The sequence below is a fragment of the Streptomyces sp. NPDC104831 genome, from assembly GCF_055583025.1.
On sequence record NZ_JBVJOT010000007.1, the window covers coordinates 163,992 to 186,041 of the forward strand.

Here is a 22,050-nt window from a genome sequence, read left to right on the forward strand (position 1 = left end):
GGCGCGGTTTGCCACAATGGGGGAACGCTTGTGCGTGCGTTCACAAACCGGTGCCGTCGCCGGTACGCTCCGGCACGCGCCGGCGCGCTCCAACCGGCAGTCCGTAGCCGGCAGACCGTCGTCGACCCTCCCACCGAAGGTGACCCGTGGACATCAAGACCGCCACCGCCCTCCGCCGCCTCCGCCTGGTCTCGGCCCCGGAGGCCGTGTCCTTCCTGATCCTGCTCGTCTGCTCGGTGCTGAAGCGGACCACGGACTTCGACGCGGTCCCCGTGATGGGGGCGGTCCACGGCGTCCTCTTCGTCCTGTACGTGATCTTCTGGGCGGACGCCTGGAACCGGACCAAGTGGCCCCTGAAGACCGCGGCCCTCTACTTCGTCCTCTCGGTCCTGCCCACCGGCGGCTTCTTCGCCGAGCGCCGGCTGCGCCGCGAGGCCGAGGACGCCGTCATCGCCGCCCGCGCCCGCCAGGAAGGAGTCGTGAACGCATGATCGTCGCCTTCTCCGTGACGCCCCTCGGCGTCGGCGAGGACGTGGGGGAGTACGTCGCCGACGCCGTCCGCGTGGTCCGCGCCTCGGGCCTGCCCCACCGCACCGACGCCATGTTCACCTCGATCGAGGGCGAGTGGGACGAGGTCATGGACGTCGTCAAGCGCGCCGTCGCCGCCGTCGAGGCCCGCGCCCCGCGCGTATCGCTCGTCCTCAAGGCCGACATCCGCCCCGGCGTGACCGACGGCCTCACCAGCAAGGTGGAGACCGTCGAACGGCACCTCGCCTCCTAGCGCGTCCCCCCGCGCGAAACCCCGGTCCTCCAGGGCCGGGGTTTTTCCGTCCCGCCTCTTTGAGCGATCGCTCAAAAAGGTGTACGTTCAGCGCCAGATGATTTGAGCAGTCGCTCAAACACCGTGCTCACGTGGGGGAACACATGGGTCTCTACATAGAGACGCACATCCGGGCCGGCCTCGACGAGCTGTGGGCGCGCACCCAGGACCCCGCCCGGCACCAACGCTGGGACCTGCGGTTCACCCGGATCGACCACCTCCCGCGCACGGAGGGCGAACCGCAGCGCTTCCGGTACGCCACGCGCGTCCTGCCGTTCCTCACCGTCTCCGGCACCGGCGTCGCCGCCGGCGAGAAGGAACGCGCCGACGGCACCCGCACCTCCGCCCTGCGCTTCGCCTCCCCGCACCCCCTCTCCCTCATCGCCGAGGGCAGCGGCTACTGGCGGTACGTGCCCGACGCCCACGGCGTCCGCTTCCTCACCGGCTACGACTACCGCCCGCGCTGGGGAGCGCCCGGCGCCCTCGCCGACCGCCTGCTGTTCCGCCCGCTCATGGGCTGGGCGACCGCCTGGTCCTTCGACCGGCTCCGGCTCTGGCTGGAGCGGGGCATCACCCCCGAACGGGCCCGGTGCAACTGGCTCGCCGAACTCGCCGTCCGCGCCCTCGTCCTCGCCCTCGGCCTGACCGTGCTCGGCCGCGGCTCGCTCCCCGGCCTGCCCGGTCCCTTCGCCGACGCCATGGCCTTCCTGTGCCCGCTGCTGCTCGTGCCCGGCGTCTTCCTCGCCCTGTTCAAGGCGCCCCTCGCCGGCACCCCGGCCGCCCGCCGCTGCCTGCGCGCCCCCACCGGCCGCACCCGCGCCCCCCGCCTGCTGAACACGCTGGAGAAGCACGGATGACGCCGCCGTCCCGGACGGCCTCCCGGAGAAGCACGGATGACGCCCCCGCGCACACGACGGACGACCTCCCTGGAGGAGCACCGATGACCTCGATCTTCCGCACCGCGATGGGCCCCGCCTTCGACCGCCTCCACCCCGCCCTGCGCCGCCGCTTCTCGGTCGGCCTGGCCGGGGGCGAGGCGTGCACCGGCCGGGGTGTGATGGACCGGATCTGGCACGGACGGGCGTTCGTGAAGCCGTTCCTCGCCCTCGGCGGCACCCGCAACATCCTCGTCCCGCGGCCCGGCCGGAACATCCCCTTCGTGATCGAGAACGTGCCGTACACCGACGGCTTCGGCCGTGAGACGGTGAGCTTCGTGCGCACCTTCGACCTGCCCGGCCGCGCCCGCCGCTTCGACGCGCAGATGGTGCTCGGTCCGCGCGGCGACCGCGTCCTGGACTACCTCGGCACCCACCAGCACCTCGCCAGCGACCTGCACTTCCACGCCGAGCCCGACGGCTCCCTGCTCATCCGCTCCGGCACGCACCGGTTCCGGGAGGGCCCGGTGGACGTCCGCGTCCCCGAACTCGTCGGCGCCACCGCCGAGGTGCGCGAGTCCTACGACGACGCCGCCGGCCGCTTCCGGATCCGGGTGCGCGTGGTGAACCGGTACTTCGGGCCGCTCTTCGGTTACGAGGGCTCCTTCACCGCCTCGTACACCGACCTCCACGCCCGCGGTGTACGGCCCGGACTGCGCCCCGTACGGGAGGAGGCGCGCGCATGAGCCCGGAGACCGCGAAGTCCCAGGAGACCAAGACCAGACTGCTGGAGGGCGCCCTGCGCACCCTCACCGAGCAGGGCATCGCCAAGACCTCGGCCCGTACGGTGGCCGCGGCGGCCGGCGTCAATCAGGCGCTCGTCTTCTACCACTTCGGATCCGTGGACGAGCTGCTCGCGGCGGCCTGCCGGTACGGGGCGGAGCAGGCGGTGGCCCGCTACCGGGAACGGCTCGCCGAGGTGGGTTCGCTGTCCGAACTGCTGACCGTCGGCCGCGAGATCCACGAGCACGAGCGGGCCGGGGGCCATGTCGCCCTGCTCGGCCAGCTGCTGGCCGGCGCCCCGACCCACCCCGGCCTCGGCCCGGCCACGGCCGCCGGGCTCGACCTGTGGATCACCGAGATCGAGCAGGTGCTCCGCCGCGTCCTGGCGGCGACACCGTTCGGCGAGTTCACCGACCCGGCGGGGCTGGCGCGCGCGGTCGCCGCGTCGTTCGTCGGGATCGAGCTGTACGAGGGCGTGGACGAGGCGGGGGCGGGGGCGGCGCTGGCCGCGCTGGAACAGCTCGGGGTCCTGGTGGCCGCGGTGGAGTCCCTGGGCCCGGTCGCCCAGCGCGCGGTACGGCACCAGCTGCGGCGCCTGGCCCCGTAGCCGGGTGTCCGCCTGAGGGTGAGGGTGCGGGTGTGACGCGGCCCGTCCTGGTTCCCCGCCCACGTGAGCCCTCGCGCTCCCGGCGCCGGCGCCGGCGCCGTCCCGGCGGTGTCCGTCCGTGCGACACCCGGTGGCGGGCACGCCGTGCCCGTGGCGGCGGTCGGCCGGCGGCCCGCGTCGCGCAGGACCGTCGGGCGGGATGGCGACGGGGACGGGTGCGGGGTCCGGCCGCACCCGGTGGCGGGCACGCGGTGGCCGTGGTGGCGGTCGGCCGGCGGCCCGCGTCGCGCAGGACCGTCGGGCGGGATGGCGACGGGGACGGGTGCGGGGGCCGGCCGCACCCCGGTGGCGGGCACGCGGTGGCCGTGGCGGCGGTCGGCCGGCGGCCCGCGTCGCCCAGGACCGTCGGGCGGTACGGCACCGGGGACGGGGGCGCGGCCCGGCCGGCGCACCAGCGCCCCGGGCGTCCGACGGGCTGGACCGGGCGTTCGTGCGGGCGGTGCCGGACGGGCCGCGCGGGCGGGCCGTGACCGTCCCGGCCGCCGGGCTCGTGACCGTCCCGGCCGCCGGGCCGGTGACCGTCCGGGGCGCCTGGGGCGGGGGCGGCCGCGGCCGGCGTGGGCACGCTGCGCCGCCGCGCGATCGCCCCGCGCGCCCGGGCGGGAACGGCCGGTGACCGAAAGCCGAGACGGAGCTGACCGGCATATGACCGGCCGGTAGGGTCTGATGACGTGCCCAAGCCTCTCAGTCTCCCGTTCGACCCCATCGCCCGCGCCGACGAGCTGTGGAAGCAGCGCTGGGGAAACGTGCCCTCCATGGCCGCGATCACCTCCATCATGCGGGCCCAGCAGATCCTGCTCGCGGAGGTCGACGCGGTGGTCAAGCCGTACGGACTGACGTTCGCCCGCTACGAGGCGCTGGTGCTGCTCACCTTCTCCAAGGCGGGCGAGCTGCCGATGTCCAAGATCGGTGAGCGGCTGATGGTGCACCCCACCTCCGTGACGAACACCGTGGACCGGCTGGTGAAGTCCGGGCTGGTGGCCAAGCGCCCCAACCCCAACGACGGCCGGGGCACCCTCGCCGTCATCACCGACAAGGGCCGCGAGGTGGTCGACGCGGCCACCCGCGACCTGATGGCCATGGACTTCGGGCTCGGGGCGTACGACGCGGAGGAGTGCCGCGAGATCTTCGCGATGTTCCGCCCGCTGCGGATCGCGGCACACGACTTCACGGACGAGTGACCCGGGGCAAGATCTCCCGGATCGGGTGGTTACGCTCGACTCCATGAAAAAGAGCGTGCTGACCCGCTACCGCGTCCTCGCCTACACCACGGGCGTCCTGCTGGTGCTGCTGTGCCTGAGCATGATCGCGAAGTACGGGCTGGACATGGACGGCGCCGCCGACTTCACGCGGGTCGTCGCCATCGCCCACGGCTGGCTGTACGTCGTCTACCTGGTCTTCGCCTTCGACCTGGGTTCCAAGGCGAAGTGGCCGGTCGGCAAGCAGCTGTGGGTGCTGATCGCGGGCACGATCCCCACCGCCGCGTTCTTCGTCGAGCGCAGGATCAGCCGCGAGCTGGAGGCCAGGGTCGCCGACCCGGCGCCGGCCGTCGCCAAGGCGTAGCCGCACCGCCGTACGGATGCCGTGCGGCGGTCTCCCATCGACATTTACTAGGACGTCCAAGTAAATTCGGGGGTATGGACGCTCACGCCATCGAGGAGGGCCGCCGCCGCTGGCAGGCCCGTTACGACGCCGCACGCAAGCGGGACGCGGACTTCACCACGCTCTCCGGTGACCCCGTGGAACCGGTGTACGGGCCCCGGCCCGGTGACACGTACGAGGGATTCGAGCGGATCGGCTGGCCCGGGGAGTACCCCTTCACGCGCGGGCTCCATCCGACCGGCTACCGCGGCCGGACCTGGACGATCCGCCAGTTCGCGGGCTTCGGCAACGCCGAGCAGACCAACGAGCGGTACAAGATGATCCTCGCGGCGGGCGGCGGCGGGCTGTCCGTCGCCTTCGACATGCCGACGCTCATGGGGCGCGACTCCGACGACCCGCGCTCGCTCGGCGAGGTCGGGCACTGCGGCGTCGCCATCGACTCGGCGGCCGACATGGAGGTGCTGTTCAAGGACATCCCGCTGGGGGATGTGACGACCTCCATGACCATCAGCGGCCCGGCCGTGCCGGTCTTCTGCATGTACCTGGTCGCCGCCGAGCGCCAGGGCGTCGATCCGCGGGTGCTCAACGGCACGCTCCAGACCGACATCTTCAAGGAGTACATCGCGCAGAAGGAGTGGCTGTTCCAGCCGGAACCCCATCTGCGGCTGATCGGCGACCTGATGGAGTACTGCGCGGCGGGCATCCCCGCGTACAAGCCGCTGTCCGTCTCCGGCTACCACATCCGGGAGGCCGGGGCCACGGCCGCGCAGGAGCTGGCGTACACCCTGGCCGACGGGTTCGGGTACGTCGAGCTGGGGCTCAGCCGCGGGCTGGACGTGGACGTCTTCGCGCCGGGGCTGTCCTTCTTCTTCGACGCGCACGTGGACTTCTTCGAGGAGATCGCCAAGTTCCGCGCGGCCCGGCGCATCTGGGCCCGGTGGATGCGGGAGGTGTACGGGGCGAAGAGCGACAAGGCGCAGTGGCTCCGCTTCCACACCCAGACGGCCGGTGTGTCGCTGACCGCGCAGCAGCCGTACAACAACGTGGTGCGCACGGCCGTGGAGGCGCTGGCCGCCGTGCTCGGCGGGACGAACTCGCTGCACACCAACGCCCTGGACGAGACCCTCGCGCTGCCCAGCGAGCAGGCCGCGGAGATCGCGCTGCGCACGCAGCAGGTGCTGATGGAGGAGACGGGGGTCGCCAACGTGGCCGACCCGCTGGGCGGCGCCTGGTACGTCGAGCAGCTGACGGACCGGATCGAGGCGGACGCGGAGAAGATATTCGAGCAGATCAAGGAGCGGGGCCTGCGGGCTCACCCGGACGGGCGTCATCCGATCGGGCCGATCACCTCGGGCATTCTGCGCGGGATAGAGGACGGCTGGTTCACCGGCGAGATAGCCGAGTCCGCCTTCCGCTACCAGCAGGCGCTGGAGAAGGGCGACAAGCGGGTGGTGGGCGTCAACGTCCACACCGGGTCGGTGACCGGGGACCTGGAGATCCTGCGGGTCAGCCACGAGGTGGAGCGCGAGCAGGTCCGCGTCCTCGCCGAGCGCAAGGCCGCCCGCGACGAGACGGCCGTGCGCGCCGCCCTCGACGGCATGCTGGCGGCGGCCCGCTCCGGGGCCAACATGATCGAGCCGATGCTGGACGCCGTCCGCGCCGAGGCCACCCTGGGCGAGATCTGCGGGGTGCTGCGCGACGAGTGGGGGGTGTACACGGAACCGGCCGGTTTCTGACCGCTTCGCCGACGCGCCGCCCACCGGGGAGTCCCAAGGGCGGCGCGTTCGCGCGCGGGGCGGTGTCCTCAGGAAGTGCCGGCCGCTCCCGCCAGGCCCAGGAGGAGGATGCGGGTGAAGCTGCGCACCCACTCCTCGTTGGCGGGTTTGCCGCTGACCAGGGTGCGGTGGACCACCGCGCCCGCGACCATGTCGAAGATCAGGTCGACCGTGCGGGCGGACTCCTCGGGGTCCGGCTCGGCGGGCAGCTCGCCGCGGTGCTGGGCGCGGGCGCGCCCCTGGAGGACCAGGCGCATCTGGCGGTCCACGATCGAGGCGCGGATGCGTTCGCGCAGCGCGTCGTCGCGGGTGGACTCGGCGACCACCGCCATCAGGCCGCTGCGGGCCTCGGGGCGGGCGAGGATGGCCGCGAACTGGAGGACGACGCCCTCGATGTCGGCGGCGAGGCTGCCGAGGTCGGGGACCTCCAACTCGTCGAAGAGCTCCGCGACGGCGTCCACGACCAGCTCGTTCTTGCCGGCCCAGCGGCGGTAGAGGGTCGTCTTGGCGACCCCGGCCCGGATCGCGACGTCCGACAGAGTGAGTCTGGACCAGCCGAGTTCGACCAGAGCCTCCCGGGTCGCGGCCAGGATCGCGGTGTCCGCGGCGGCGCTGCGCGGGCGTCCGGTACGGCTGACGGGGGTGCGGCTCTGCATCCCCCGACCATAACCGGCGGGTCCTGTGGGGCCGTGAGGGAGATCACCGGGGTGTGGTGTCGCGCGGCGCCCTCATGGCATTACGCTACGACTCGTAGCGAAAGCTCGTGAGGGACGTACACGGGCGGACGACCACGAGGCGCGGGTGGGGACCCGGCGCCCCCTACCGCTTTTCACTCAGGCGCCGGCTCGGGGGAGGATAGACGCATGCAGCCACGGAACATGTCCATGAGCGGTGTCGTCGACCTCGCCGCGGTGAAGGCGGCCCAGGAGGCCAAGGCCAAGGCCGAGCAGACGCGCGCCGAAGCCGCCCGACAGGGCGGGACGGGGGCCGTCTCCCCGGCCGATCTCGTCATCGACGTCGATGAGGCGGGGTTCGAGCGGGAGGTCCTGCAGCGCTCCGCCGAAGTGCCCGTCGTCATCGACTTCTGGGCCGAGTGGTGTCAGCCCTGCAAGCAGCTGAGCCCGGTCCTGGAGCGGCTGGCCGTCGAGTACAACGGGCGCTTCCTCCTCGCCAAGATCGACGTCGACGCCAACCAGATGCTGATGCAGCAGTTCGGGGTCCAGGGGATCCCGGCCGTCTTCGCCGTCGTCGCGGGCCAGGCGCTCCCGCTGTTCCAGGGCGTGGCGGCCGAGCAGCAGATCCGGCAGACCCTGGACCAGCTGGTGACGGTGGCCGAGCAGCGCTTCGGGCTGACCGGTCTGACCGTCGACCCGGAGGCCGAGCCGGGCGGCGCGACGGTGACCGCGCCGGCGGAGGGCCCCTACGACGCGGCGCTGAACGCCGCCGCGCAGGCGATGGACGCGGGCGACCTGGCCGGGGCCGTCCGGGCGTACCGGAACGTGCTGGCCGACGACCCGGCGCACCCGGAGGCCAAGCTGGGCCTGGCGCAGGCCGAGCTGCTCCAGCGGGTGCGGGACATGGACCCGCAGAAGGTGCGCCAGGAGGCCGCCGACAAGCCGAAGGACGCCGAGGCGCAGATCGCCGCCGCCGACCTGGACCTGGTGGGCGGTCATGTCGAGGACGCGTTCGGCCGGCTGATCGACACCGTGCGGCGCACGGCGGGCGACGACCGGGACGCCGTACGGCGCCGGCTGCTGGAGCTGTTCGAGGTCGTGGGCCCGGAGGACCCGCGGGTCGTGGACGCGCGCAGGGCCCTCGCCCGCGCCCTTTTCTGAGGGGCGGTACCCGGCCACGGCTTGTGAGGCCGTGGTGAAAGATTCGCCGTAGAGGCGTCATGGCGGCCGCGCTTTGCCAAATCTTGGTAATCGCGGCCGCTGTTACTGCGAGTAAATCGAGGCCGTTGGTCTGTCTGGATTCGTCCAGGGATCAACGGCTTTGCTCTGCCCCACGCCGCGACCGTACGTCGCGCTCCGAGACCGGTCGGTCGTCCTCCGGTTATCCCGCCGTTACTAGCCAGTAACGAACCCCCTTGTGTCCAGGCCGAGAATGCACCACGATCGGCGACGCTCGGTCCATTCCCGCACCCCGGCAGCCGGCCGGGTCGCGGAGGAATCTGGGTCCCCACCGAGCAGGACCGGCGGCAGTGACGCCGGTCCAGGGCAGGGGGGTCTTCGCCACCCCGGCGAAGCCTGCCCGCAAGGTTGTGCGTGATGCGTGTCAGGCGCGACCCAGTGGTTGTCGCTCGGGGGTGATCGCCGGTGATTCGGGCGCGTAGTGCGCCGCCGAGTGCGGGCGCTCTCCTTTCCGAGGACGTAGCACTTCTCCCATCCCTGCCTGGCTGAGCCGCCGACCGAGGGCGAGCCGGGCCAGGAGATGTACGTCCGAGAAGGAGGAAATATGGAGTCCCAGGTGCGTGGCGGGACCAGATGGAAGCGGTTCGCCGTGGTCATGGTGCCCAGCGTGGCCGCTACGGCCGCGATAGGCGTCGCCCTCGCGCAGGGCGCCCTCGCCGCGTCGTTCAGTGTGTCGGGCCAGTCGTTCAAGGTGACGGCGAAGACGCTGCACGGCGAGGGTTTCTCGCAGTACGGCGCGATCGACCAGGGGTACACCCTGACCGGCGGCAAGGCGGCTCACCCCGTCGCGGTCTCGGCCTTCACCAAGGCCCGGATCGAGAAGATGTGCCAGTCGGTCGTCACCCCGGACATCCCGATCCTCGGCGACATCACGCTGCGGCTCGAGGCGGGCAACAGCTCCGACGAGGACAAGCAGGTCCACGCGAAGAACCTGTACATCGACGTCGAGGACCTGCAGGCGGACGCCACGTTCAACGGCCTCGACATCGGCGTCGCCGGGCGGGACCTCAAGGGCGCCCGCATGAAGGACGCCGAGGTCCAGAACAAGCAGGCCAACCCGTTCGGCTTCGCCCAGCAGGCGGACTCGGTGGACCTGAGCGGTGTGAAGCAGACGGCGTGGGCGACCACCGCCGGAACCTTCACGCTCAGCGGTCTGCACATGTCGCTGCACAGGGGCAGCGGCAAGGACATCGAGTGCTACTGAGCACGTACTGACGGGCGGGGGAGCCGTGGCGCCCCCGCCCGTCCACACTCCGGCGCGTCTTCACGGCCGGACCACATCACCACCACAGCAACGCCGCACCAGGGAGCTGTTTTCCATGAGCGCCGAGACTCCTGCCGCCGCACCCGGTCAGTTCACCCGCCGGAGGCTGCAGTTCCGCGCCTGGCGGGGCACGCGTCCGTTCTGGGCCGGTCTGCTCGTCATGCTCGGCGGCTTTCTGATCCTGTACTTCCCGTACGCCCACCTGCAGCTCGGTCACCTCAGCATGACGGTCGGAACGCCCGGCGGCTCCAGTTCCCTGATCATCGGCGGACTGCTCATCGCCCTCGGGCTCATCCTCTGGTTCCAGCAGCACATCCGGGTCTTCGGAGGTGTCGCGGCGATCCTGCTGGCACTGGTGTCCATCCCGCTGTCGAACATCGGTGGCTTCATCGTCGGATTCCTGTGCGCGCTGACCGGCGGGGCGATGGCCGTGTCCTGGGCGCCGGGCGCACCCGAGCAGCAGCCGGCGGGCGGGGCGGCAGCGGGCCAGGGGGGTTCCCCCGCCGCCGCGCCCCTTCCGGAGCAGCGCGTGTACGGGCTGGACGAGCCGAACGACCTGTCAGGAACGAACCCGGCCAACGGGGCGAACGGGAGGCACAGTGCCGGCTGACGAGGTGACCCGCGGGACCGATGTGGACGGGCCCCGTGCGAGAACCGGGCCCCGCCACGCGGCCCCCAGAAAGCCGCTGTTCACCAGGTTCCACATGCCCGCCGGCAAGGCCATCGCCTCGGTGGCGATGCCCACGGCCGTGCTGATGGGCATGGGCTTCACGTCCACGCTGGCCCTCGCCGACAACAACGGCAGCCCCTCCTCGTCGCCGTCCGCGCCGGCGTCCACGTCGGCCAAGGACCTGACGCGCGAGGAGTACGAGGCCTGCGTCAAGGCGCTCGACGACGGCAAGGAGCCCTCCGACTCCGCGTCGCCGTCCGCCTCCGAGGACGCGTCGGAGGCGTCGGACGCGCCGCCGCCGTCGAAGACCGGCAAGAGCGGGGAAGAGAGCGGGAAGACGCGGGGGGAGGACGGCACCTCTTCGCCGGATTCAGGTTCCGACGACGAGACCACGCCCGACCCGACCGCGACCTCAAACGCGCACCCCGGTTCCGGAGACGGGGACGCGGACGCCCCCGGCCCGTCCGGCGCGGATGCCGGCTCCCCGGGCACGGACTCCGGCGCGGCCGGCCAGGGTGCGGACGCCGGCGGTGGCACGGACGCGCCGGCGAAGCCCCAGGGCGGCGGGACCATCCTCGACACCATCGGCGACACGCTCGGCGACCTCCTCACCGGCGGGCGCGACGAGGACCCGGACACCGGCACGGACACGCCCGCGCAGAGCCCGGACCCGGCCCCGTCGGAGTCCCGGTCACCGGACCCGGGCGAGGACCCGGGCGGCAGCGCCTCCGACGACACCGCCGGGGACACGGGGACCAGGGCGGGGGACACGGGCAGGAAGGCCGAGGACACCGCCGGCACCGGTGGGAAGACCGGCGAGGGCGGCACCACCACGCCGGCCGGGGACGACGCGACCCCGTCGGCCCCGTCGTCCAGCCCCTCGCCCACCCCCTCGGACACGCCGAGCCCGTCCGCGGGCGACCCCGGCTCCGCCGAGGACTGCCCGGCGGCCACGGACCGCGTCGCCGGCGTCGACAACACGGTGGCGGTGGCGGACGACCCCTGGTACCTGGACGCCAGCTCCCTGCTCCTGAAGGGCGCCGACTACCAGGGCGTCGTGGAGGTGAGGCGGGCGAACGGCACCACGAAGAAGGTGCTGAAGTACGTCATCTCCGACGGCACCGAGATCGGCGACCTGCACCAGACGGTCAAGGACAAGCAGGCGGGCAAGACCTACCACGTCCAGGCGGCCAAGGGCTCGAAGTCCACCATCACCGGCGGCGACACGGTGATGTACACCGAGAGCATCTCCGGGAACCTGTTCGGGCTGATCCCGGTGACGTTCAGCCCCGACAGCCCGCCCCCGCTGAACATCCCGCTGATCTACTTCACCCATGCCAAGGTGGTCCAGGCCGCCCAGTTCGGCGGCAATCTGCACGTGCCGGGCATGCACGTGTACACGACCGACTGAGCGGTCGCACAAGCCGGTCCGGGAGCCGCACAAGGCCGAGGGCGCCCCCTGTCGCAGGGGGCGCCCTCGGTGTGTCGCGGGTCCGGCGATCAGCCGCCCTGGTTGCCCAGGTGGTGGACGCGGATCATGTTGGTGGTGCCGGGGACGCCGGGGGGCGAACCGGCGGTGATCACGACGGTGTCGCCCACGTCGAACCGGCTCAGCTTGGCGACCTCCTGGTCCACCAGGTCGACCATCTCGTCGGTGGTGTTCACGAACGGCACGACGTGCGACTCCACGCCCCAGCTCAGCGTGAGCTGGTTGCGGGTCGCCTCGTCCGTGGTGAAGGCGACGATCGGCTGGGACGCCCGGTACCGGGACAGCCGGCGCGCGGTGTCACCGGACTTGGTGAAGGCGATCAGGCCCTTGCCGCCGAGGAAGTCGGCGATCTCGCAGGCCGCGCGGGCCACCGAACCGCCCTGCGTGCGCGGCTTCTTGCCCGGCACCAGCGGCTGCAGGCCCTTGGACAGCAGCTCCTGCTCGGCCGCGACGACGATCTTCGACATCGTCTTGACCGTCTCGATCGGGTAGGCGCCCACCGAGGACTCGGCCGACAGCATGACCGCGTCGGCGCCGTCGAGGATCGCGTTGGCCACGTCGGAGGCCTCGGCGCGGGTCGGCCGGGAGTTGGTGATCATCGACTCCATCATCTGGGTCGCGACGATCACCGGCTTGGCGTTGCGCCGGCACAGCTCGATCAGGCGCTTCTGCACCATGGGGACCTTTTCGAGCGGGTACTCGACGGCGAGGTCGCCGCGGGCGACCATCACGGCGTCGAACGCCGCGACGACGTCCTCCATGTTGTCGACCGCCTGCGGCTTCTCCACCTTGGCGATGACGGGGACCCGGCGGCCCTCCTCGTCCATCACGCGGTGGACGTCCTGCACGTCCTTGGCGTCCCGGACGAAGGACAGCGCGACCATGTCGCAGCCCATGCGGAGGGCGAAGCGCAGGTCCTCGACGTCCTTCTCGCTCAGCGCGGGCACGTTCACGGCCGCGCCGGGCAGGTTGATGCCCTTGTGGTCGGAGACGACGCCGCCCTCGATGACGATCGTCCGCACCCGCGGGCCCTCGACGTCCAGGACCTTCAGCTCGACGTTGCCGTCGTTGATCAGGATCTGGTCGCCGCGCGAGACGTCGCCCGGCAGCCCCTTGTACGTCGTGCCGCAGATGTGCTTGTCACCCGGCACGTCCTCGGTCGTGATGACGAACTCGTCACCGCGCTCCAGCTCGACCGGACCCTCGGCGAAGGTCTCCAGGCGGATCTTCGGGCCCTGGAGGTCGGCGAGGACGCCGATGGGGCGGCCGGTCTCCTTGGAGGCGGCCCGGACGCGGTCGTACCGCGCCTGGTGCTCGGCGTGGGTGCCGTGGCTGAAGTTGAACCGGGCTACGTTCATGCCCGCCTCGATCATGGCGACGAGCATCTCGTGGGAGTCGACCGCGGGGCCGAGAGTACAGACGATTTTCGAACGGCGCATGGGGCGATCCTATCGGTTTGTTTCGCTACGGAATATTCCGTCTGGCGGAAGATACAAATGAGTGCCGCACCGCTCAGGTGCTATTCAGTTGTTCTTTCCGACCAGTGCGTAGGTCTGCGTCGCGATCTCCAGTTCTTCATCCGTCGGCACCACGGCGACCGCCACCCGGGAGGAGTCCGGCGAAATCAGCCGGGCCCCGCCCCCGCGCACGGCGTTGCGCTCCGGGTCGACCGCCAGGCCCAGGCCCTCCAGGCCCGCGACCGCCGCCTCCCGCACCGGTGCCGCGTTCTCGCCGACCCCGGCGGTGAAGGCCACCGCGTCCACGGTGCCGAGCACCGCGTAATAGGCGCCTATGTACTTCTTGATCCGGTGAATGTAAATGTCGAAGGCGAGCGCGGCCTCTTCGTCGCCCTCGTCGATCCGGCGACGGATCTCCCGCATGTCGTTGTCCCCGCACAGACCGAACAGACCGCTCCTCTTGTTGAGGAGAGTGTCGATCTCGTCCATGGACATATCCCCAACCCGGGCCAAATGGAAGATGACGGCCGGGTCCAGGTCACCGGACCGCGTACCCATCACGAGGCCCTCCAAGGGCGTCAGCCCCATGGAGGTGTCCACACAGCGGCCCTTCTCCACCGCGGAGGCGGAGGCGCCGTTGCCCAGGTGCAGCACGATCACGTTGACCTCGGACGGGTCCTTGCCCAGCAGCCGGGCGGTCTCCCGGGAGACGTAGGCGTGCGAGGTGCCGTGGAAGCCGTAGCGGCGGATCCGATGGCGGTCGGCGATCTTCGGGTCGATGGCGTAGCGCGCCGCGGACTCCGGCATCGACGTGTGGAACGCGGTGTCGAAGACGGCGACCTGGGGCAGGTCGGGACGCAGTGCCCGGGCGGTGCGGACGCCGGTGAGGTTGGCCGGGTTGTGCAGCGGGGCGACCGGGATCAGCCGCTCGATCTCGGTGAGCACCTCGTCGTCGATGACGGTGGGCTCGGTGAAGAACATCCCGCCGTGCACCACCCGGTGCCCGATGGCGGCCAGTTCGGGGGAGTCCAGGCCGAGGCCGTCGCGGCTCAGCTCCTCGCCGACCGCCTTGAGGGCGGCCTCGTGGTCGGCGATGGGGCCGCTGTGCTCGCGGGTGCCGCCGCCGGTCAGGCAGGTGTGCTCGATCCGGGAGGTCTGCTCGCCGATGCGCTCGACCAGGCCCACCGCGAGCCGGCTGCTGTCCCGCATGTCCAGCAGCTGGTACTTCAGCGAGGACGAACCGGAGTTGAGGACGAGGACACGGGTGGGGGAGGTCACTGCTGGGACGCCTTCTCGCTGGGGTTCTGGGCGGGGGTCTGGGCCTGGATCGCCGTGATGGCGACCGTGTTGACGATGTCCTGGACGAGGGCGCCGCGGGACAGGTCGTTGACCGGCTTGCGCAGGCCCTGGAGGACCGGGCCGACGGCGATCGCGCCGGCCGAGCGCTGCACGGCCTTGTAGGTGTTGTTGCCCGTGTTGAGGTCGGGGAAGACCAGGACCGTCGCCTGCCCGGCGACATCGGAGCCGGGCAGCTTGGTCGCGGCGACGGACGGCTCCACGGCCGCGTCGTACTGGATCGGGCCCTCGATCTTCAGGTCCGGCCGGCGCGAGCGGGCCAGCTCGGTGGCCTCGCGCACCTTGTCCACGTCGGCCCCCGAGCCGGAGGTGCCGGTGGAGTACGACAGCATCGCGATCCGCGGCTCCACGCCGAAGCGGGCCGCGGTGGCCGCCGACTGGATGGCGATGTCGGCGAGCTGCTCGGCGTCGGGGTCCGGGTTGACCGCGCAGTCGCCGTAGACCAGCACCTTGTCGGCCAGGCACATGAAGAACACGGACGAGACGATCGAGGCGTCCGGCCGGGTCTTGATGATCTCGAAGGCGGGCCGGATGGTGGCGGCCGTGGAGTGCACCGAGCCGGAGACCATGCCGTCGGCCAGGCCCTCCTGGACCATCAGCGTGCCGAAATAGTTGACGTCGGAGACGACGTCGTAGGCCAGCTCGACCGTGACGCCCTTGTGGGCGCGCAGGGCCGCGTACTTCTCGGCGAAGGCGTCGCGCAGGCCGGAGGCGGCCGGGTCGATCAGCTGGGTGTCGCCGAGGTCGATGCCGAGATCGGCGGCCTTCTTGCGGATTTGGTCCTCGGGGCCGAGCAGGGTCAGGTCGCACACGCCCCGGCGCAGCAGCACCTCGGCCGCGCGCAGCACCCGCTCCTCGGTGCCCTCCGGGAGCACGACGCGCCGCTTGTCGGAGCGGGCCTGCTCCAGCAGCTTGTGCTCGAACATCATCGGGGTGACCCGGTCGCTGCTCGGCGCCGAGACCCGGCGGGCCAGCTCGGCGGTGTCGGCGTACCGCTCGAACAGGCCGAGCGCGGTCTCCGCCTTGCGCGGGGTGGCCGCGTTCAGCTTGCCCTCCAGGGAGAACAGCTGCTCGGCGGTGGGGAAGCTGTTGCCGGACACCGACAGCACCGGGGTGCCCGGGGCGAGCCGGGCGGCCAGGGTGAGGATCTCGTCGCGCGGGACCTCGTTGAGCGTCAGCAGCACACCGGCGATCGGCGGGGTGCCGGCGCTGTGCGCGGCCAGCGAGCCGACGACGAGGTCGGCCCGGTCGCCCGGGGTGACCACCAGGCAGCCCGGGGTCAGGGCGCCCAGCAGGTTGGGCAGCATCGCGCCGCCGAAGACGAAGTCCATGGCGTCCCGGGCGAGGCCGGAGTCGTCGCCGAGCAGCACCCTGGCGTCCAGGGTCTGGGCTATCTGGGCGACCGTGGGCGCGGAGAGCGCGGGTTCGTCCGGCACCACGTAGCAGGGCACCGGCAGCCGGTTCACCAGCCGCTCGGCCATCTCGTCGCGGTCCTCGCGGGCCACCCGGTTGGCGACCATGGCCAGCACGTCGCAGCCGAGCCCGTCGTAGGCGCGGTAGGCGTTGCGGGTCTCGGCCAGCACCGACTCGGCGGTCTGCCTGCGGCCGCCCACCACCGGGATGACCGAGGCGCCGAACTCGTTGGCGAGCCGGGCGTTGAGGGACAACTCGTCCGGCAGCTGGGTGTCGGCGAAGTCGGTGCCGAGCACCAGCACCACGTCGTAGTCGCGGGCGACCAGGTGAAAGCGGTCGACGAGGACGGAGACCAGTTCGTCCGTGCCCCGCTCGGCCTGGAGCGCGGACGCCTGGTGGTAGTCCATGCCGTAGACGGTCGACGGGTCCTGCGCGAGGCGGTACCGGGCCCGCAGCAGCTCGAACAGCCGATCCGGTCCGTCGTGGACGAGCGGACGGAACACGCCCACCCGGTCGACCTGCCGGGTGAGGAGTTCCATGACCCCCAGCTCCACGACCTGGCGGCCGTCACCGCGGTCGATCCCGGTCACGTACACGCTGCGCGTCACGTGTCCACTCCGTTCCTCATGTCGCTTCTGTCGCCTCTGCGGCATAAAAATCGCCCACCGAGGTGAGCCGAACCCTCTTGACAATACCCCTGCCGCCGGATAAGGCGCCCGTCAGGACTTCACCGCTCCGGCGGACGTGAAAGAATCGTCACTGGCTCACCGGCACACGACAGCGAGCAGGAGACACAGCACGATGCGCATCGGAGTTCTCACCGCAGGCGGCGACTGCCCCGGCCTGAACGCCGTGATCCGGTCGGTCGTGCACCGGGCGGTCGCACAGTACGGCGACGAGGTCATCGGTTTCGAGGACGGTTACCGTGGCCTGCTGGACCGCCACTACCGCACCCTCGACCTGGACGCGGTCAGCGGCATCCTGGCCCGCGGCGGCACCATCCTCGGCTCCTCCCGGCTGGAGCGCGACCGGCTGCGCGAGGCCTGCGAGGGCGCCGCCGACATGGTCGAGGAGTTCGGCATCGACGCGCTGATCCCGATCGGCGGCGAGGGCACGCTCACCGCGGCCCGCATGCTCTCCGACGCGGGTCTGCCGGTCGTCGGCGTGCCCAAGACCATCGACAACGACATCTCCTCCACCGACCGCACCTTCGGCTTCGACACGGCCGTCGGCGTGGCCACCGAGGCGATGGACCGCCTGAAGACCACCGCCGAGTCCCACCAGCGGGTGATGGTCGTGGAGGTCATGGGCCGGCACGCCGGCTGGATCGCCCTGGAGTCCGGCATGGCCGCCGGCGCCCACGGCATCTGCCTGCCCGAGCGGCCCTTCGACCCCGCCGACCTGGTCAAGATGGTCGAGGAGCGGTTCGCCCGCGGCAAGAAGTTCGCGGTCGTCTGCGTCGCCGAGGGCGCCCACCCCGCCGAGGGCACCATGGACTACGGCAAGGGCGCGATCGACCAGTACGGCCACGAGCGCTTCCAGGGCATCGGCACCGCCCTCGCCTACGAGCTGGAGCGGCGCCTCGGCAAGGAGGCCAAGCCGGTCATCCTCGGCCACGTCCAGCGCGGCGGCGTCCCCACCGCCTACGACCGCGTCCTCGCCACCCGCTTCGGCTGGCACGCCGTGGAGGCCGCGCACCGCGGCGAGTTCGGCAAGATGACCGCGCTGCGCGGCACCGACATCGTGATGGTGCCGCTCGCCGAGGCGGTCACCGAGCTGAAGACCGTGCCGAAGGACCGCATGGACGAGGCCGAGTCGGTCTTCTAGACCGGGCACCGTCGGCCGCCCGGGCCGGGCGCGCCGCTCTCCGGGCCGGGCGCGCCTCCCGGGGGTCAGGCGGTCCGGTCCGCCACGGACCGCCAGAAGGCCTCCACGATGGTGTCCAGGAAGCGCCGCCCCGGCTCGCCGGCGCTCCGGCCGCCGCCGCCCCAGGTGAGGGTGGCGGCCATGTGCCCCTGGTAGTCCTGGTGCAGCTCCTGGAGGACCGGCTCCAGCACCTCCCGGTCCAGGGGGACGAGCTTCAGCACCGGCCGCGCGTACGCCTGCCAGCGGGTCGTCACCGCGCCGCGCAGCAGGCCGGCGAGCCTCGCCTCCCGGCCGGTGACGGCGACGAAGTCGGGCGGCGCCAGCTCCAGCACCCGCGCGAGCGCCGCCGACCGGCGCTCGTCGCCCCGCCACACCCCGCTCTCCTCCACCCGCAGATACGCGCGCGGGTCCATGCCGACGGCGCGGGCGACGTCCTCGGGCGCCACGGACCGGGCGATGCGGTGCTCGCGCAGGGTCCGCGGCCGGCCGATCAGTTCGCCCGGGGAGCACCACAGCACTCCCGCGAGCGCGGTGAGTTCGGGATCGCCGGGGGCGACCGTGCCGCGCTCCCACGCGATCACGAGATCGGGGGTGACGTACGGCAGCCCGTACGAGGCACGCATCCCGTGGGCGACGTGCTCGGGTCCCATGCCGAGCGCGGCGCGGAGCCTGCGGGCGGCCGGGGCGTCGAACGGGAGGGCGGGCTGGTCCGGTTGGGCTGAGGGTGGGCGCACCCGGCACAACGTAGGGGCGTGGCCGGATCCTGACCACGGTCGGTTCCGCCGAGATCACGGATCGTAGGAACGTACGGGCCGGTCACCCGGACTGCTCCGGCACCCGGTGCCACCGCCGTGCCGCGTCACCCCTTCACCGCCCCGCCCAGCGCGAACCCGCCGCCGAGCCGCCGGGCCACCAGGACGTACAGCAGGATCACGGGCGTCGAGTAGAGCACGGAGAACGCGGCGAGCTGGCCGTAGGCCACCATGCCCCGGTTGCCGAAGAAGTCGTTGACGCTCACCGAGGCGGGCATCCGGTCCGGGCTGAGCAGCAGCATGAACGGGACGAAGAAGTTCCCCCACATCATCACGAACGAGAACACCGTCACCACGCCCAGCCCGGGCCCCATCAGCGGCAGCACGATCCGCACCAGCGACTGCGCGGCCGAGGCCCCGTCCGTCCAGGCCGCCTCCTCCAGTTCCCTCGGCACCCCGTCCATGAAGTTCTTCATCAGCCAGATGGCGAAGGGGAGCTGGGAGGCGGCGAAGAAGAAGACGGTGCCCTGGAAGGTGTCGATCAGGTTCACCCGGACGAACAGGGCGTACACCGGCACCATGATCGCCGTGATGGGCAGGCTCGTCGCGAACAGGATGGTCAGCAGGAACGGCCGGTTCAGCCGGGAGGGGAACCGGGACAGCGGATACGCGGCGAGGGCGGCGCAGCCGACGGTCAGCGCCGTGCCGCCGCCGCACAGCAGCAGGCTGTTGAGCAGCGGGGTGTAGGTGATGTCCGGGGTGAGGACGGCGCGGAAGTTGTCCAGGCCGATCCCGTCCGGGATCCCGACCCGCAGACCGGCGCCCGGGTCCACGGCCGACAGCAGCACCCAGGCCAGCGGCAGGGCGAAGGCGGCGGCCACGGCGAGCAGCGCGAGATCGGCGGCGAGCCGGCGGGAGGGGCGGGCGCGGGCCATCAGACCTCCGTCCGCAGCAGCCGCAGATAGACCGCGGAGAACAGGGAGCCGACCAGCAGGAGGAGCAGTGCGACCGCCGTGCCGTACCCGATCATGCTGTTCTGGAACGCCTGTTCGTACATGAACAGCGGCAGCGTCTGGCTGCGGTGGCCGGGACCGCCCCGGGTCATCACCCAGATCAGCCCGAAGACGGAGAGCGTCTGGAGGGTGTTGAGCATCAGGTTGGTGCCGATGGAGCGGCGGATCATCGGCAGCGTGATGTGCCACAGCCGCCGCCACCCGCCGGCCCCGTCCACCTCGGCGGCCTCGGTGATCTCGGCGGGGATCCCGTCCAGCGCGGCGGAGTACACGAGCATCGAGAACGCCGTCCCGCGCCAGACGTTGGCGAAGGACACGGCGAGGACGGGCAGTGTGAACAGCCAGTTCTGCCGGGGCAGGTGCAGCCAGTCCAGGACGGCGTTCAGGGTGCCCTCGCGGCGGAAGAACGCGTACAGCAGGAACCCGGCCACGACCTCCGGCAGCACCCACGCGGTGATCACCACCCCGCCGGTGAGGGTGCGGACGGGTTTCGAGGCGCGTCTCATCAGCGCGGCCAGCGCGAGCCCGAGGGTGTTCTGCCCGATGAGCGAGGACAGCACGGTGAACACCAGGGTCAGCCGGACGGCGTTCAGGAACGCGTCGTCGCGGAAGGCCCGGCGGAAGTTGGCGAGACCCGTGAAGGAGGAGTGCGCCTGGCCGGTGAGCTGGAGGTCGGTGAAGGCGATCCAGACGCAGTAGGCGATCGGCCCGGCGAGGAAGAGCAGCAGCAGGACCAGCGCGGGGACGAGCGGGAGGGCCCGGGCGGCCGGGTGCCCGCGCCTCACCTGCGGACCACTCGGCCGCCGGTGACGTCCTCGACCGTGGCGTCGTAGCCGCTCGCCGCCTTCGCCACGGACACGTCACCGGTCGTGACGCCCTCCATGGCCTCCTGGACGGCGGTCGACACCTTCGGGTACGCGGGGTACGCGGGCCGGTAGTGGGTGTGGGCCACCAGTCCGGTGAAGAACGCCAGGCCGGGCTGGGCGGTGGCGTACGCGGGGTCGGCGGCGACGTCCTTCCGCACGGCGATCCCGGAGTTGGCGATGTACCACCTGCGGGCGTTGTCCTTCGTCTGGAGCGTCCTGACGAAGGCGAAGGCGAGGTCGGGGTTGGCCGCCTTGGCCGGGACGGCCCAGGTCCAGCCGCCGGACATGCTCACCCTGCCGGGCGCCTGGCCGTGCTGGGTGGGCATGGCGGCGAGCCCCAGCCGCCGGGACCAGTCGGGCCAGGGGTGCCCGCTGCCCGGCTGCCAGGTCAGCGGCAGCCAGGAGCCGTCGAGGGCGATGCCGAGGCCGCCCCGGGGGAGCAGCTCGCCGGCCACGGTGGTGGAGAAGTTGGGGTCGAGGGCGTCGGAGACGTCGGGGCCGAGCCCCTCCCGGTAGACGGTCTCCACGAACGCGAGCGCGTCCTTGAAGGCCCGCGACCCGACGACCCACTTCCCGCCGCGGTCGTCGTACAGCGGGTCGGCGGAGCCGTCGCCCGTGCCGTACAGCAGCATCTCGAAGGTCTGCATCGTGGCCCGTTCGCCCGCCGGTTTGCCGGTGTAGACGTTGAGCGGGACGACGCCGGGGACCTTCCGCTTGATGGTGCGGGCGGCGGCCAGGACGTCGTCCCAGGTCCTCGGCCGCCAGTCCGGCGGCAGGCCGGCCCTGGCGAACACCCGCCGGTCGAACCAGAGTCCGCGCGTGTCGGTGCCGTCCGGCACGCCGTACGTCTTCCCGTCCCGTCCCCTGGCCGCCGCCTTCGCGGTGCCGATGAACTGCTTCCAGTCCGGCCATGTGGCGAGGTAGGCGTCGAGCGGCTTCAAGTACCCGCTGGTGATGTCGGAGTTGATGAGGAAGGTGTCCTCGTAGACCAGGTCCGGTGCGGTGCGCGGGGAGCGCAGCATCTGCTGGAGCTTGGTGTAGTACTCCGCGTCGGGCGCCTTGATCGGCACGAACTCCACCTTCTTGCCGGGGTGTTCGCGCTCGAACTGCTTCTTGACGCCGTCGAGGTAGGTGTCCATCACCTTGACGGAGTTGTCGGTGGACTGCTTGTACGACACCTTGATCGTGTCCGGGCCGCGGCCGGAGCCGCTGCCGCAGGCGGTGAGCGCGGCGGCGCAGAGGGCGGTGGCGAGGAGCGCGGAGAGGGCGGCGGTGGGGCGCACGGGCATGACCTCCTGAGCGCACGTGGGGGTGGCGCGGAGATGGCTGCCGTGTGAAGGTAAGAGCGCTGGTCCGGTCAGGTCAATGCGTCTGCGGGGTGAAGCGCGCCGGTGGCCCGGAGCCGGGCGCGCCGGGTGTCCGCGCGTGCGCCGTCCGGGGCGGGGCGCCCGACCGCGCCGACGTCCGGG

Annotated in this window: 21 protein-coding genes; 13 read left to right on the plus strand and 8 right to left on the minus strand. The window is 71.9% G+C overall.

Annotation, left to right across the window (positions count from 1 at the left end; translation table 11 throughout):
* The first annotated feature begins 146 nt into the window (after window positions 1-146).
* The 8 genes from ACZ63H_RS07610 (at window position 147) to ACZ63H_RS07645 (ending at window position 6,483) form a co-directional block, all read left to right on the plus strand.
* Window positions 147-491, plus strand: coding sequence for a DUF3817 domain-containing protein (locus tag ACZ63H_RS07610; protein ID WP_469862891.1), 345 nt, complete (start codon window positions 147-149; stop codon window positions 489-491).
* Entirely contained in the window at window positions 488-781 is a 294-nt protein-coding gene (locus ACZ63H_RS07615; protein WP_318201346.1) for an MTH1187 family thiamine-binding protein, read from the plus strand. The genes ACZ63H_RS07610 and ACZ63H_RS07615 overlap by 4 nt, the downstream gene beginning before the upstream one ends.
* Before the next feature lie 143 nt (window positions 782-924).
* The gene (locus ACZ63H_RS07620; RefSeq protein ID WP_469862892.1) at window positions 925-1,677 is read left to right on the plus strand and encodes a hypothetical protein; all 753 of its coding nucleotides are present in this window, start codon (window positions 925-927) and stop codon (window positions 1,675-1,677) included.
* A gap of 83 nt (window positions 1,678-1,760) precedes the next feature.
* On the plus strand, window positions 1,761-2,441 hold the full coding sequence (locus ACZ63H_RS07625) for a DUF4166 domain-containing protein (protein ID WP_469862893.1): 681 nt from the start codon (window positions 1,761-1,763) through the stop codon (window positions 2,439-2,441).
* Window positions 2,438-3,085 carry a TetR/AcrR family transcriptional regulator gene (locus ACZ63H_RS07630; protein ID WP_469862894.1) on the plus strand — a complete coding sequence of 216 codons (648 nt, stop codon included), beginning with the start codon at window positions 2,438-2,440 and terminating at the stop codon, window positions 3,083-3,085. The genes ACZ63H_RS07625 and ACZ63H_RS07630 overlap by 4 nt, the downstream gene beginning before the upstream one ends.
* A 731-nt stretch (window positions 3,086-3,816) precedes the next feature.
* Entirely contained in the window at window positions 3,817-4,326 is a 510-nt protein-coding gene (locus ACZ63H_RS07635) for a MarR family winged helix-turn-helix transcriptional regulator (protein ID WP_469862895.1), read from the plus strand.
* Window positions 4,327-4,369: 43 nt separating this feature from the next.
* Complete coding sequence (locus tag ACZ63H_RS07640) at window positions 4,370-4,708, plus strand: DUF3817 domain-containing protein (protein WP_469862896.1); 339 nt, start codon at window positions 4,370-4,372, stop codon at window positions 4,706-4,708.
* A 74-nt stretch (window positions 4,709-4,782) separates the two neighbouring features.
* Window positions 4,783-6,483: an acyl-CoA mutase large subunit family protein gene (locus tag ACZ63H_RS07645; RefSeq protein WP_469862897.1), complete on the plus strand. Its 1,701-nt coding sequence runs from the start codon at window positions 4,783-4,785 to the stop codon at window positions 6,481-6,483.
* A gap of 68 nt (window positions 6,484-6,551) precedes the next feature.
* On the opposite strand, the gene ACZ63H_RS07650 is transcribed toward ACZ63H_RS07645, so the two are convergent.
* Window positions 6,552-7,178: a TetR/AcrR family transcriptional regulator gene (locus tag ACZ63H_RS07650; RefSeq protein WP_469862898.1), complete on the minus strand. Its 627-nt coding sequence runs from the start codon at window positions 7,176-7,178 to the stop codon at window positions 6,552-6,554.
* Between the two features lie 207 nt (window positions 7,179-7,385).
* On the opposite strand from ACZ63H_RS07650, the gene ACZ63H_RS07655 reads away from it, so the two are divergent.
* The 4 genes from ACZ63H_RS07655 (at window position 7,386) to ACZ63H_RS07670 (ending at window position 11,780) form a co-directional block, all read left to right on the plus strand.
* Complete coding sequence (locus ACZ63H_RS07655; protein ID WP_469862899.1) at window positions 7,386-8,357, plus strand: tetratricopeptide repeat protein; 972 nt, start codon at window positions 7,386-7,388, stop codon at window positions 8,355-8,357.
* Between the two features lie 622 nt (window positions 8,358-8,979).
* A complete protein-coding gene (locus tag ACZ63H_RS07660; RefSeq protein ID WP_469862900.1) occupies window positions 8,980-9,639 on the plus strand; it encodes a DUF6230 family protein in 660 nt (219 codons plus the stop codon).
* A gap of 115 nt (window positions 9,640-9,754) precedes the next feature.
* Window positions 9,755-10,309 (plus strand): DUF6114 domain-containing protein, encoded by a 555-nt coding sequence (locus ACZ63H_RS07665; protein ID WP_469862901.1) that lies wholly within the window; start codon window positions 9,755-9,757, stop codon window positions 10,307-10,309.
* Window positions 10,299-11,780 (plus strand): hypothetical protein, encoded by a 1,482-nt coding sequence (locus ACZ63H_RS07670; RefSeq protein WP_469862902.1) that lies wholly within the window; start codon window positions 10,299-10,301, stop codon window positions 11,778-11,780. Before ACZ63H_RS07665 ends, ACZ63H_RS07670 begins: the two co-directional genes overlap by 11 nt.
* Window positions 11,781-11,869: 89 nt before the next feature.
* On the opposite strand, the gene pyk is transcribed toward ACZ63H_RS07670, so the two are convergent.
* The 3 genes from pyk to pta all read right to left on the minus strand — a co-directional run bounded on the left by pyk (window position 11,870) and on the right by pta (window position 16,692).
* Complete coding sequence (gene pyk, locus ACZ63H_RS07675; RefSeq protein WP_469862903.1) at window positions 11,870-13,297, minus strand: pyruvate kinase; 1,428 nt, start codon at window positions 13,295-13,297, stop codon at window positions 11,870-11,872.
* An 84-nt stretch (window positions 13,298-13,381) separates the two neighbouring features.
* Window positions 13,382-14,593 (minus strand): acetate kinase, encoded by a 1,212-nt coding sequence (locus tag ACZ63H_RS07680; RefSeq protein ID WP_469862904.1) that lies wholly within the window; start codon window positions 14,591-14,593, stop codon window positions 13,382-13,384.
* Complete coding sequence (gene pta, locus ACZ63H_RS07685; protein WP_469862905.1) at window positions 14,590-16,692, minus strand: phosphate acetyltransferase; 2,103 nt, start codon at window positions 16,690-16,692, stop codon at window positions 14,590-14,592. The genes ACZ63H_RS07680 and pta overlap by 4 nt, the downstream gene beginning before the upstream one ends.
* 193 nt (window positions 16,693-16,885) lie before the next feature.
* Between pta and ACZ63H_RS07690 the strand changes: the two genes are divergently transcribed.
* A complete protein-coding gene (locus ACZ63H_RS07690; RefSeq protein WP_467933448.1) occupies window positions 16,886-17,911 on the plus strand; it encodes an ATP-dependent 6-phosphofructokinase in 1,026 nt (341 codons plus the stop codon).
* Between the two features lie 65 nt (window positions 17,912-17,976).
* Here the strand turns inward: ACZ63H_RS07690 and ACZ63H_RS07695 are convergent, their stop codons facing one another.
* The 4 genes from ACZ63H_RS07695 to ACZ63H_RS07710 all read right to left on the minus strand — a co-directional run bounded on the left by ACZ63H_RS07695 (window position 17,977) and on the right by ACZ63H_RS07710 (window position 21,870).
* Window positions 17,977-18,684 carry a helix-turn-helix domain-containing protein gene (locus ACZ63H_RS07695; RefSeq protein ID WP_469862906.1) on the minus strand — a complete coding sequence of 236 codons (708 nt, stop codon included), beginning with the start codon at window positions 18,682-18,684 and terminating at the stop codon, window positions 17,977-17,979.
* 125 nt (window positions 18,685-18,809) lie between these two features.
* Entirely contained in the window at window positions 18,810-19,637 is an 828-nt protein-coding gene (locus tag ACZ63H_RS07700) for a carbohydrate ABC transporter permease (protein ID WP_469862907.1), read from the minus strand.
* Window positions 19,637-20,500: a carbohydrate ABC transporter permease gene (locus tag ACZ63H_RS07705; protein ID WP_469862908.1), complete on the minus strand. Its 864-nt coding sequence runs from the start codon at window positions 20,498-20,500 to the stop codon at window positions 19,637-19,639. Before ACZ63H_RS07705 ends, ACZ63H_RS07700 begins: the two co-directional genes overlap by 1 nt.
* Complete coding sequence (locus ACZ63H_RS07710) at window positions 20,497-21,870, minus strand: extracellular solute-binding protein (protein WP_469862909.1); 1,374 nt, start codon at window positions 21,868-21,870, stop codon at window positions 20,497-20,499. The genes ACZ63H_RS07705 and ACZ63H_RS07710 overlap by 4 nt, the downstream gene beginning before the upstream one ends.
* Window positions 21,871-22,050: the final 180 nt, after the last annotated feature.